At 39.0% G+C, this 11,356-nt stretch carries 13 protein-coding genes and 1 other RNA gene; 5 read left to right on the top strand and 9 right to left on the bottom strand.

Translation table 11 applies throughout. The features are described 5' to 3' along the window. From VKY50_RS06650 to VKY50_RS06640, 3 genes are all read right to left on the bottom strand, one after another. On the bottom strand, positions 1–1,189 hold a 1,189-nt coding region (locus VKY50_RS06650), incomplete at its 3' end, for an efflux RND transporter permease subunit (RefSeq protein ID WP_324300127.1). A gap of 70 nt (positions 1,190–1,259) precedes the next feature. Further along, positions 1,260–1,565 carry a DUF6660 family protein gene (locus tag VKY50_RS06645; protein WP_324300125.1) on the bottom strand — a complete coding sequence of 102 codons (306 nt, stop codon included), beginning with the start codon at positions 1,563–1,565 and terminating at the stop codon, positions 1,260–1,262. 295 nt (positions 1,566–1,860) lie between these two features. Beyond that, a complete protein-coding gene (locus VKY50_RS06640; RefSeq protein WP_324300123.1) occupies positions 1,861–2,811 on the bottom strand; it encodes a phosphoribosylaminoimidazolesuccinocarboxamide synthase in 951 nt (316 codons plus the stop codon). Positions 2,812–3,055: 244 nt separating this feature from the next. Between VKY50_RS06640 and VKY50_RS06635 the strand changes: the two genes are divergently transcribed. Together VKY50_RS06635 and VKY50_RS06630 are read left to right on the top strand one after the other, a co-directional pair. Continuing rightward, entirely contained in the window at positions 3,056–3,358 is a 303-nt protein-coding gene (locus VKY50_RS06635) for a 4a-hydroxytetrahydrobiopterin dehydratase (RefSeq protein ID WP_324300121.1), read from the top strand. A 75-nt stretch (positions 3,359–3,433) separates the two neighbouring features. Then, on the top strand, positions 3,434–4,153 hold the full coding sequence (locus VKY50_RS06630) for a YebC/PmpR family DNA-binding transcriptional regulator (protein WP_324300119.1): 720 nt from the start codon (positions 3,434–3,436) through the stop codon (positions 4,151–4,153). A 178-nt stretch (positions 4,154–4,331) separates the two neighbouring features. Here the strand turns inward: VKY50_RS06630 and VKY50_RS06625 are convergent, their stop codons facing one another. Genes VKY50_RS06625 through VKY50_RS06605 form a run of 5 tightly spaced genes read right to left on the bottom strand, consistent with a single transcriptional unit; the run spans position 4,332 to position 8,950 of the window. Further along, positions 4,332–5,414 carry an iron-containing alcohol dehydrogenase family protein gene (locus VKY50_RS06625; RefSeq protein WP_324300117.1) on the bottom strand — a complete coding sequence of 361 codons (1,083 nt, stop codon included), beginning with the start codon at positions 5,412–5,414 and terminating at the stop codon, positions 4,332–4,334. Positions 5,415–5,447: 33 nt separating this feature from the next. Further along, positions 5,448–6,152 (bottom strand): HAD family hydrolase, encoded by a 705-nt coding sequence (locus VKY50_RS06620; RefSeq protein WP_324300115.1) that lies wholly within the window; start codon positions 6,150–6,152, stop codon positions 5,448–5,450. Beyond that, complete coding sequence (kdsB, locus tag VKY50_RS06615) at positions 6,143–6,871, bottom strand: 3-deoxy-manno-octulosonate cytidylyltransferase (RefSeq protein ID WP_324300113.1); 729 nt, start codon at positions 6,869–6,871, stop codon at positions 6,143–6,145. The genes VKY50_RS06620 and kdsB overlap by 10 nt, the downstream gene beginning before the upstream one ends. Before the next feature lie 51 nt (positions 6,872–6,922). After that, positions 6,923–7,489: a DUF4126 domain-containing protein gene (locus VKY50_RS06610; RefSeq protein WP_324300111.1), complete on the bottom strand. Its 567-nt coding sequence runs from the start codon at positions 7,487–7,489 to the stop codon at positions 6,923–6,925. A gap of 33 nt (positions 7,490–7,522) precedes the next feature. Then, a complete protein-coding gene (locus tag VKY50_RS06605) occupies positions 7,523–8,950 on the bottom strand; it encodes an ATP-dependent DNA helicase (protein ID WP_324300109.1) in 1,428 nt (475 codons plus the stop codon). A 110-nt stretch (positions 8,951–9,060) separates the two neighbouring features. Between VKY50_RS06605 and VKY50_RS06600 the strand changes: the two genes are divergently transcribed. The 3 genes from VKY50_RS06600 to VKY50_RS06590 are packed head-to-tail and all read left to right on the top strand — an operon-like array spanning position 9,061 to position 11,052. Beyond that, a complete protein-coding gene (locus VKY50_RS06600) occupies positions 9,061–9,705 on the top strand; it encodes a hypothetical protein (RefSeq protein WP_324300108.1) in 645 nt (214 codons plus the stop codon). After that, positions 9,686–10,516, top strand: coding sequence for a DUF3822 family protein (locus VKY50_RS06595; RefSeq protein ID WP_324300106.1), 831 nt, complete (start codon positions 9,686–9,688; stop codon positions 10,514–10,516). Before VKY50_RS06600 ends, VKY50_RS06595 begins: the two co-directional genes overlap by 20 nt. After that, positions 10,516–11,052: an RsmD family RNA methyltransferase gene (locus tag VKY50_RS06590; protein WP_324300104.1), complete on the top strand. Its 537-nt coding sequence runs from the start codon at positions 10,516–10,518 to the stop codon at positions 11,050–11,052. Before VKY50_RS06595 ends, VKY50_RS06590 begins: the two co-directional genes overlap by 1 nt. Here the strand turns inward: VKY50_RS06590 and rnpB are convergent. Then, an RNA gene (gene rnpB, locus VKY50_RS06585) (RNase P RNA component class A) lies at positions 11,053–11,352 on the bottom strand. It abuts the gene before it with no gap. Positions 11,353–11,356 lie beyond the last annotated feature (4 nt).

Below are 11,356 nucleotides of genomic sequence, written 5' to 3'. Positions count from 1 at the left end.
CAAGACTCATTAAATTGGCCCAAACATCAAAGATGTGCATCATCACAAAGGCAAACAACAATGATAGTGGAATTGTGGAGGCTACAATAACCCCGCCCCGCCAGTTTCCAAGGAAAATGACCAATACAAAAATAACGATTAGACCGCCAATGACTAGGTTCTCTGTAAGGGTTGCTGTGGTATGAGAAATTAATTCACTGCGATCTAGAAAAGGTACAATAACAATACCCTCTGGCAAGGACTCTTGGATCTGATCCATTCGCTGCTTAACAGCCTCAATGACCTCTTTGGAATTGGCACCCTTAAGCATCATTATCATCCCACCTACCGCCTCACCTGTACCGTTTTTGGTAAGCGCTCCATATCGGATAGCTTCCCCCACACCTACTGAGGCGACATCTTTGATAGTTATAGGAACGCCGTGGGTATTTTTGACAACAATGCTCTGAATATCTTCAATACTTCGGGCAAGGCCTTCACCTCGGATAAAATTGGCTTGATGATTACGTACAATATAAGCCCCACCGGTATTTTGGTTATTATCCTCGAGGGCTTTAAAGATATCAGCGATCGTGATTCCGATGGCCTGTAGCTCATTAGGATTGACAGCTACCTCAAATTGCTTAATGCTTCCTCCAAAACCATTAACCTCCACGACTCCTGGCACCATTGCCATCTGACGCTTGACAATCCAATCTTGAATACCTCTAAGAGCGGTAGGGGTATACTGGTCTTTGAAAGCGGGTTCCACCTCCAGGGTATATTGGTAAATTTCTCCTAAACCGGTAGAGATAGGGCCTATGAAAGGAGTGCCAAAACCATCAGGGATTTCTTGCTCCACTTCTATTAATTTTTCCGCTACCAATTGTCTAGGTATGTAAGTCCCCATATCATCCTTAAAAACGATGGTCACTACAGAGAGTCCAAATCTAGATATAGAGCGAATTTCAGTCACCCCTGGGAGATTGCTCATGGCAATTTCAATAGGGTAACTTACAAACTGCTCAATATCAACAGTACTTAGATTTGCAGCTTGGGTAATGACTTGTATCTGATTGTTGGTAATATCGGGTTGGGCATCAATTGGAACTTTGGTTATGGACCATATCCCAACACCTATTAGTACTACTGTACAAAGACCTACGATCAATTTATTGTTGATCGAAAAATCAATGATTTTATCTAACATGTATAATTAAATTTAATTCAGTGATAATGATTTTAATATGTCAATTGGACATAGTTGTCCCATAACTGAATTAAACCCTAGGTGGTTGAAGAAAAGTATGAAGATATTCTTGTTCTTGAGATTCCATGAACACAAATTTTCCCTGCGCAATATAAGGCTCTAAAATAGGATAATATCCTGCCTGATAACTGGTATAATGGATACTGCAACATTGACATTTGCAAAACGGCGTACATAGATCGCCGATTCCATCACCTTCACAACCCTCACATGCGACCTTTTGCGCCGTTGTTGCCGTATGAACTTCCGGATCCTGACAAGGCATAACGCTCAGCACGAGAATGAGTAAAGCTACTATGGTTGCAAAAAATCTCACATCACAAATATAGAAATTTAGTCTTGCAATGGTATTGCAAAATCACAAATAATTCCCATGGCACTTACCTAAGTCAATTTAAAGTCACACCAAATACCCCTTGCTATATTGCGAAAAAGAAAGAGTCGAATTACAATTATAAAGGCAAGCAGTGACGTTTAATTCAATTACAGCACAAAGACTCCTCGAATTAATTGCATAACATCCCTTATAAAGTTAAAGGAAGATCAAGGTCCTTCTATTTTGGGATACCTGCCGCTTGTCACCTAAAATTTGCAACCAGGCTTCCCCTGTGTTATTTTTTCAAATAATTTAAAACATTCTCCTCAATACGCTTTTGGATATTGGATACATCCGCTTTTATAAAAGCTTCCCCTGTGATGTTCTCGTATAATTCAATGTAACGCTGAGAAACGGATTCGATATATTGTGGATCCATCTCTGGAATTTGTTGTCCAGGCTTTCCTTGGAATCCTTTAGAGATTAACCATTGCCGAACAAACTCTTTGGAGAGTTGTTTTTGTGCTTCTCCTTTTAATTGACGCTCCTGGTAGCCATCAGCGTAGAAGTATCGTGAGGAATCAGGGGTGTGAATTTCATCAATCAATACAATCTCCCCTTCTTTGGTTTTTCCAAACTCGTATTTGGTATCCACCAAAATAAGGCCTCTTTTTGCCGCGATTTCTGTCCCTCTTTTAAACAAAGCTCTGGTGTAGTTCTCCAACACTAGGTAATCGTCCTGGCTAACAATTCCTCTGGATAAAATAGCCTCTCTTGAAATATCCTCATCGTGAAGACCCTGATCGGCCTTAGTCGAAGGCGTTATAATAGGTTCTGGGAACTTATCATTCTCTCTCATGCCCTCTGGCATTGCGACACCACATAAACTTCTTTTACCAGCCTTATACTCTCTAGCCGCATGACCCGATAAATAACCGCGGATCACCATTTCTACCTTAAATGGCTCACAAAGGTGACCAACCGCCACATTAGGATCAGGAGTAGCGACCAACCAATTCGGTACAATATCCTTGGTATCCTCCATCATTTTAGTAGCGATTTGATTTAAAATCTGACCTTTGAAAGGGATCCCTTTTGGCATCACCACATCAAAAGCAGACAAACGATCAGTGGCAATCATAACCAACTGCTGGTTATCTATATTATATACCTCGCGTACCTTTCCTTTGTAAACATTCTGCTGACCAGGAAATTTAAAATCTGTATCGGTAATGGTTTGACTCATAAGAAGCATTTTTATCAGTACAAATATATGCGATATTTTTTTTTAAAACCTTCCAAATTACCCTATAAACCACCTGGTTTTAAAAAGAATTTAAATTCAATTCTTATCGGAATTGCTTTAAAGAATTTAAAACTATACGTACCTTTACTAGGCAAGGACAGCGGCTGAGCTACTTAGCACCCGATCGCAACGACTAATACCCCAATTAAACACACCCTTTACAAACTCAGAAAAAACAACACCCATGAAAGCAAATCCACTAAAAACATACACAGAGCAAGAAATACAGCAGCGTATCTTAAAATTCGAATACTGGGAGTACAATGAAGGATATTTGGTTACCTCACTGGATTTTAAAAATTTCCCTGATGCCTTTGCCACAATGACAAGAATTGCTTTTGAAGCAGAACGATTAAACCACCACCCAGATTGGAGCAACACCTATAACAACCTAAGTATCCAGCTCCGTACCCACGATTCCAATGGAATCACCGATAAAGATTTTGAACTGGCAGCGCAAATCGAAAAAATAATACAAGGATCATAACTTTAATTCTCAAGATTTTCAATTTCTAAAGTCTTTAGTTATTTTTGTGGGATAAAACAATAATTAATTCACCTTATGGGAAGAGCTTTTGAATTTAGAAAGGCAAGAAAAATGAAGCGTTGGTCGGCTATGGCCAAAACCTTTACGCGATTAGGGAAAGACATTGTAATAGCCGTAAAAGAAGGCGGTCCTGATCCCGATGCGAATGCTAGATTACGTGCCGTTATTCAAAATGCTAAGGCAGCTAATATGCCCAAAGACAATATTGAAAGGGCCATTAAGCGTGCTACCGATAAAAACACCGAAGATTACAAGGAGGTACTTTTCGAAGGATACGCCCCTCACGGTATTGCGATATTAATAGAAACAGCCACAGACAACAACAATCGTACTGTAGCGAACATTCGTAGTTATTTCAACAAGTGTAATGGAAGTTTAGGAACTAGTGGCTCTGTAGAATTTATGTTTGATCACACTTGTAACTTCCGAATTCCAGCAGAAGGAATAGATCCTGAGGAATTAGAATTGGAATTCATCGACTTTGGAGCGGAGGAGGTTTTTCAAGACGAAGACGGCATTCATATATACGCACCATTTGAGAGCTACGGTGCTATTCAAAAAGAACTAGAAGAACGAGCAATAGAAATCCTCTCATCCGGGTTTGAAAGAATCCCACAAGTTACAAAGAAATTAGAAGCAGATCAGGTGGCAGATGTGGAAAAACTACTGGAAAAGATAGAAGAAGATGATGATGTACAGAACGTATATCACACCATGGAAGAGCAGGAAGATTAATTCCATGGTCAAACTACTATAAAATAAAGGGAACCGCCCAAAAGCAGTTCCCTTTATTTATGAAATTTTATAGGATCTTAAATCCGACATTGCTTCTTTGCAAAGGTTCATCCCTTCCACCAAACCCTTACCAGGGTTTACACAAGAGTCCCACTGGAGCCATAAGCGATCCTTGGATTTACATTTTCTCGTAGAGATTTCTCAGTTTAACACGCGTAATGGTATCCTTCCAGTTCTTACCAACAGCATTCTCCCATAAAGGATCCATCCCCATGGAAACATTAATCATGGTTTCAAATTCTTGATCAGAGAGATTTGCACACACTCCCTTAGGCAATTCAATCTCATGACGCTCCTGCATCTTTTTAAATTTCGCTACCCCTTCTGGGTAAAATTCCTCCAAATAATTGAAGACAATACAATTCCCCAGTCCATGCCTGGTTCCAAGCAAATAAGAAAGCCCATAACTCATCGCATGTGCAACACCTACTTGAGAATACGCTATACTCATACCTCCATGCCAAGAGGCCATCATTAATTTATCCTGCATTTCCTCTTTGGATAGTTTCCCATTGTAAAACACCTCATCACAAAGATCCTGTGCCTTCTCCCCATAACTCTGACTAAAGGCATTTAAATAGGTTCCATTGAGAGACTCCACACAGTGTATATAACAATCCATCCCCGTATAAAACCACTGATCCCTAGGAACTCCATTGGTGAGTTCTGGATCTAATATAACTTGATCAAATGGGGTGAAATCTGAATTGATCCCAAGTTTCTTCTCAGGCCCAGTCAGTACAGTGGTTCTTGAAACCTCTGCACCAGTCCCACTAATAGTAGGAATCCCCACGTGATAAATAGCCTCACGTGTCACCAGATCCCATCCTTGATACTCTTCTGCTTTCCCAGTACTGGTTAACATAATGGCTACGGCTTTGGCCAAGTCCATCACCGTTCCACCACCAATACCGACAATTCCAGAAGGACTCTCTGATGCATATTCCCTAATTTTAGAAACCAAGACATCAACTTGATCTGTTTTCGGTTCTTCATCCGTTGGTATAAAAATGATCTTATCCCCAAATAACAGTGGGATTTTAGAAATTAAATCAGTTCTAGACTCAAATACATCATCTACTAAAAAGATAAAAGGAGCCTCCGAGTTTTTACGTCTAGGCATTAGTATCTCCTCTAGTTGACTAAAACAACCTCTTCCAAAAATCACTCTGGGTACCATCGGAAAATTCTTGAACTTCATCTATGCTTTTTGAATTAACTTTAAACAATCAGTTTACTTTTTTAAAAGAGGCAATATCTCCTTTATCCCCTTTACACTACAATAGGAACCATTGGCCTGTTGCTTACTTACCTCCTCATGTACCCATGTGGTATGAAAAGGTATATGAATCGCCTGGGCTCCGATATTTATAAGCGGTAAGACATCAGATTTAAGTGAGTTGCCTACCATTAAAAACTCTTCCACCTTTATTTCCAGATGGTCGAGCAAATTTTTATAATTCTCTTCCTTTTTATCACTTAACACTTCAATGTGATGAAAATACTTAGACAGGCCAGATTTCTCCATTTTACGTTCCTGATCTAACAAATCCCCCTTTGTTAGAAGAATAAGGCGATAATCATCCACTAAATTACTTAAAACCAACTCGACATCATCTAAAAGCTCCACGGGTTTAGCAAGCATCTCTTTACCAAGATTCAAAATCTTTGAAATGGTTGCATTAGAAACCTTACCATTTGACAAATCAATGGCACTTTCTATCATTGATAACACAAAACCTTTAATACCATAACCATAGAACTCTAAATTTTTCACCTCCATCATAAAGAGCTCCTGATCAATCTTATTCTCTGTTTCGTAGCCCGATAGTAATTTTGCAAATTCATGCTCGGTTTCCCTAAAATAGGTCTCATTCACCCAAAGAGTATCATCTGCATCAAACCCGATAACTTTAATCTGGTTCTGTTTTATTTCCATACCTTCTTTGCACGTTCAAGATCCTCAGGGGTATCTATCTCTATTCCTTCACTGTCCGTCTCCACCATTTTAATTTTCTTCCCATACTCCAAATAGCGTATGGCCTCGATTTTCTCCGTTGCTTCCAACATACGCATGGGAAGATGATAAAAATCAACAATGGCATCTTTTCTAAATGCGTACACGCCTTTATGTTTGTAATAAGACACATTGGTTTGTTGGTCCCTTGGATATGGAATCGGAGAACGTGAAAAATACATGGCAAAGTTTCGTTGATCCGTAATGACCTTCACCGTATTGGGATTGTTAATCTCATCCCAATCGTTGATTTTAGTCATAAGCGATGCAAGATCAACCTCTTTCTGCTGGTCTTCTTTAAATACCTGAATCACCTTTTCCAGGCTTTCTCTATCTGTAAAAGGTTCATCTCCTTGCACATTGACCACAATATCAACATCCATATGCTCAACAGCCTCCGCAATACGATCACTACCACAATCATGCTCTTTAATACTGCGAATGGCTTTCCCGCCATTTTTTACGATCTCATCATAGATAATCTCGCTGTCGGTAACTACAAATACATCATCAAACAAACCAGTTTTCACGGCTGCTTTATAGGTACGGAGTATCACCGTTTCGCCAGAGAGATCTTGCATCAACTTTCCTGGGAACCTAGATGCAGCATAGCGAGCTGGTATCATTGAAATTATTTTCATAAAAAATGTACACTTTTAGGAATGAACAAAAATACAGATATTATTGAGAATTTACTCAGACTTCGGTCTTAGTTTTCTATAAATCCAAAATAAGGCGCTTAAAATTATGATAACTAAAATTATCGCTACAAAAGGCATAAAAATAGAGGCCAACGACATCACTACGGCTCCCCCAGTTTCAACCGTTGAAACCACAGGATTTCCAAGGCCTGCCGTACTGACAGAAGATGTTAATCGTGTCCCAGCCGAGGCACTCTTGACCACACTGGCCGTTCCGCCCCCTGCAATGATGGCCAAGGCCCATGTGATCAATGGTGAGAGATCTGCCATGGTCGAAACCATCACCGCGGTACCAGCAATAGCCGCTAAGGGAACTGCAATACTATCCAGCATATTATCGATAAAAGGAATGTAATAGGCAAATATCTCCAAAAACATAGCCACCCCTAGCGCTATTAATGCTGGAACTGTACCGATCCACTGCCAGTTTTCACTAAGTGGTATCACATCAAAATAAGCTGCTAAACTCATAGCAAACAAAGGCAAAAAGACCCTAAATCCTACCGAGGCAGCCAAGCCAATTCCCAGAAAGATACTTATAATAGCTTCTGATGTCATTGCATATATTTAATTCTAAAGATATATATTTCCTTAAATTCCAACAAAAAAATCATCCTTAAAGCCTATGAGGTACAATTTTTCTTTCGCTCTGGTAACAGCCGTATAAAGCCATCTCAAATACTCTCTATCAATGCCATTAGGCAGGTAGGGTTGTTCTACAAACACGGTGTCCCACTGACCTCCTTGACTCTTATGACATGTCACCGCATAAGAAAACTTTACTTGAAGTGCATTGAAATATTTATTTTTCTTTACTTTTAAAAACTTCTTATACTTTGAGGTTTCATCCTGGTAATCCAGCAAAACTTGTTGATATAATCTATTGGAATCCTCATAAGGCAGTGAAGGGCTATTGCTATCTAAGGCATCTAGCATAAGAACAGTTTCAAAAGGCTTCATATTGGGGTAGTCCACCATCTGCACCTTTACCTCTGCAAATCTAAACCCGTACAACTGTTTAAAGGCAAAAATCTCCAAAACCTCTACAATATCTCCATTGGCAATAAAACCAGCCTCTGAGGAGGTTTCTAGCCAAAAATAATTGTTCTTTACCACCATTAAATAATCGCCGGTAGCTAATTCATTTTCTAAAAATAGAATTCGACCTCTGATCTGCTGATTGTATAAATTGGCACGTTTGTTAGATCGCACAATAATAGCAGTTTCTTCCTTACCCACCTGTGAATATGCCTGGTTAATAGCATCCTGAATCTCATAACCATCCACAAGACGGACAATATCGTTAAAATCGCGCGTATCAAAACGAAACTCATCTACAAATTCACTAGCCAACTGCTCTCTTAAAGAGGTGGCATTGAATAAAATTCCAGAATCTAATTGCTGGCGAACCACCTCATTAAGCTCCAAGGTTTTCACCTCCATATTATAATTCAGCGAAAGGGTATTCTCATTAAGAGCTGGGCTCAATGTTAAATTCACTGGAGGCAACTGAGCCGTATCCCCAATTAAGATGAGTCTACAGTTATGTCCCGAATACACGTACATTAAAAGGTCATCTAAAAGAGAGCCATTATCAAATATTTTAGAATCCGAAGCAGTATCAGAAATCATCGATGCCTCATCTACTATAAAAATAGTATTCTTATGTTTATTGGGTGCTAAGACAAACTTCATCCCACCTGCCTTATCGCGTTTAGGAAAATAAATATGACGATGAATCGTATGAGCACTTCGCCCGGAATAGTTGCTAATCACCTTGGCAGCCCTCCCTGTAGGAGCTAGCAGCACGGATTTACGTTTTGTTTGCCATAATTGATTCACCAGGGTTCCTATAATGGTTGTTTTACCAGTTCCGGCAAATCCTTTTAACATAAAAACCTCGTCCTTATTATTAGAAAATATGAAATCCGCCAACTGTCCCAACACGGCCTCTTGGGTGATGGTAGGACGATGAGGAAATTGTTCTAGTAATACTTTGAGAAATAAACTTGGATTCATGTAGATTCTTATTGAATGACAAAATTACTGATGTTTTTTTAGCTCATGCCTTTCATGAATAAAAAAAAATTGTAGATTTGCCTAAAACCTCTTTAATACAAATATTGAAAATGAAGACAGTAATTACAATTGCTCTTTGGCTTTTAAGCATCTTTTTCGCTTATCAGATTTATAATTCAGTAATGGAGCCTATTGAGTTTGACAAAGTAAAAAAAGAAAGATATTCCAAGGTAATTGATAAATTAAAAGACATCCGAGATGCGCAAATAGCACACAGAAGAGTCATCGGAGAGTTTGCTAAAGATTTCCCTAGCTTAATTCAATTTATTGATACTGCACAATTCACTATTACACAACAAAGAGACTCTTCTTTCATGGAATATGATAAAGTATATCGTATTGATATGGAAAGAGAGGTAAAAATTATAGACACCTTAGGTTTTGTTTCGGTTAAAGATTCTTTATTTGGAGATGATTCATATAAAAACTTAGCCACGGTTCCATATGGTCAAAACAATGAGAAATTTGAAATGGAAGCCTCCACAATTGATGCTAATGGCTTTAAAGCTCCAGTATTTGAAGTAAAAGTTGACAAGTCGGTCATTTTATATGATCAACCAAAAGATCTTCTTGCAAAAGAAAAATCAGCGATTTCTGTAGAAGAGGTAAACGGTCCTGAAATAATAGTAGGTAGTCTTACAAAAGTAAGTACAAGTGCTAACTGGCCTCCTTATTATGACACTGAGAAAGAATAGTACATTAAATAAATCGCATAAAGAACTGTCCATTCAACTTGGTTTGAGTGGACTTTCTTTTTGTATCCTAGATGGTTCCACCAAAAAAATCCATTCACTCGATACCATTGAACTGGAAAACACAACGGTACCTGAAGACCTTATTGCCCATTTAGAAAATTGGTTTAACAAGCCTGAGAACCAAGATATGATCTTTGAAAAGGTGGTAGCCATTCATGAAAACGAACTCTCCGCTGTGGTTCCAAAACCCCTATTCAACGAAAGCAATCTTTCTGACTACTTAAAATACAATGTGAAGATTCTCGAGAATGATTACTTAAGTTATGATGCCATTGATCAACACGAGATTTACAATGTTTATGTGCCCTTTACCAATGTAAACAATTATCTCTTTGACAAGTTTGGCGATTTTGAATACAAACATGCCTCTAGTATATTGATTGAAACCTTAGTAAATCAGGCCAAAAAAGGAGACAAACCTACCCTTTATGCCTACATTAGTAGAACACATTTTGAGATCATCACAACGGATCAAAAACAACTGATCCTCTACAATACTTTCTCCTACCATCAAAAAGAGGATTTTATCTACTACCTCTTGTTCACTATTGAACAATTGAACCTAAATCCAGAAAAAGTGACCGTGTACCTCTTAGGGCTAATTGACCCACAAAGCGAACTCTACCAGATCGCCTATCAATACATTCTAGATGTAAAGATTGGCAACCACTTACCAGCGGTCCAGAACTTTGACAAACACTTAAGCACCGAGGATCGTTTAAGATCCATGATCATTCTAAATAGTTTTTAATGCGCATTATCTCTGGAAAGTACAAAGGCAAACGGCTTATAGCACCTGCAAAATTACCAGTTCGACCAACTACTGATTTTGCGAAGGAGGCCCTGTTTAATATACTAAACAATCAATTCTATTTTGAGCAGTTACAGGTGATGGATCTCTTTGCAGGAACCGGAAATATCAGCTTTGAATTTGCCAGCAGAGGGGCAAAACAAGTCACTGCTGTGGATGCCCACTACGCTTGTATAAAATACATCTCTAAAGTCAAGCAAGAGCTCTCCTTCCCTATTACACCTGTTAAGAGTGATGTCTTTAGCTATTTAGAAAAAACACTTTTAAAAGCCACAATCATCTTTGCAGATCCACCATACGATTTTACCAAAGAATCATTTGCTAAAATCCCAGAACTGGTCCAAGAAAGAAACTTGCTTTTAGAGCAAGGAAGCCTTATAATCGAACACTCAAAACATACCGACCTGAGTGATCTGGACGGTTTTCTAATCCAACGAAAATACGGCGGAACTATTTTTAGCTTTTTTGAATTTTAAAAAATAAGCAGGTCGTAAGCCGGATTCTGTACCCAAAATGGGTCCTTATCATTTATCTCCATCTTGCATTACTACAAGACTCTAGCCGTCTACCCTCTAACTTCGGGCGCGTAACCCTCAAACGTTAGTTTACATGACGTTGCACCGCATAGAGTTTACCTGATTTCACTACAGCATTACCTGTACTTGCTTTCTGTTGCACTTGTCCTAACCTTTCGGCCGACGGCTGTTAGCCGCTATGCTACGCTGTGGTGTCCGGACTTTCCTCCATATAAATATGGCGATAAGGTGACCTGCTGGTACA

Source organism: Galbibacter sp., assembly GCF_035306585.1.
Classification (GTDB): domain Bacteria; phylum Bacteroidota; class Bacteroidia; order Flavobacteriales; family Flavobacteriaceae; genus Galbibacter.
The sequence above is the reverse complement of the archived record's forward strand: the minus strand, read 5'-3'. Positions and strand labels throughout refer to the sequence as shown.

Coding starts and splice junctions, on each gene's coding strand:
- VKY50_RS06640 (WP_324300123.1), bottom strand. CDS start 2,811: ATGAGTCAAACCATTACCGATACAGATTTTAAATTTCCTGGTCAGCAG.
- VKY50_RS06635 (WP_324300121.1), top strand. CDS start 3,056: ATGAAAGCAAATCCACTAAAAACATACACAGAGCAAGAAATACAGCAG.
- VKY50_RS06630 (WP_324300119.1), top strand. CDS start 3,434: ATGGGAAGAGCTTTTGAATTTAGAAAGGCAAGAAAAATGAAGCGTTGG.
- VKY50_RS06625 (WP_324300117.1), bottom strand. CDS start 5,414: ATGAAGTTCAAGAATTTTCCGATGGTACCCAGAGTGATTTTTGGAAGA.
- VKY50_RS06620 (WP_324300115.1), bottom strand. CDS start 6,152: ATGGAAATAAAACAGAACCAGATTAAAGTTATCGGGTTTGATGCAGAT.
- kdsB (WP_324300113.1), bottom strand. CDS start 6,871: ATGAAAATAATTTCAATGATACCAGCTCGCTATGCTGCATCTAGGTTC.
- VKY50_RS06610 (WP_324300111.1), bottom strand. CDS start 7,489: ATGACATCAGAAGCTATTATAAGTATCTTTCTGGGAATTGGCTTGGCT.
- VKY50_RS06605 (WP_324300109.1), bottom strand. CDS start 8,950: ATGAATCCAAGTTTATTTCTCAAAGTATTACTAGAACAATTTCCTCAT.
- VKY50_RS06600 (WP_324300108.1), top strand. CDS start 9,061: ATGAAGACAGTAATTACAATTGCTCTTTGGCTTTTAAGCATCTTTTTC.
- VKY50_RS06595 (WP_324300106.1), top strand. CDS start 9,686: ATGACACTGAGAAAGAATAGTACATTAAATAAATCGCATAAAGAACTG.
- VKY50_RS06590 (WP_324300104.1), top strand. CDS start 10,516: ATGCGCATTATCTCTGGAAAGTACAAAGGCAAACGGCTTATAGCACCT.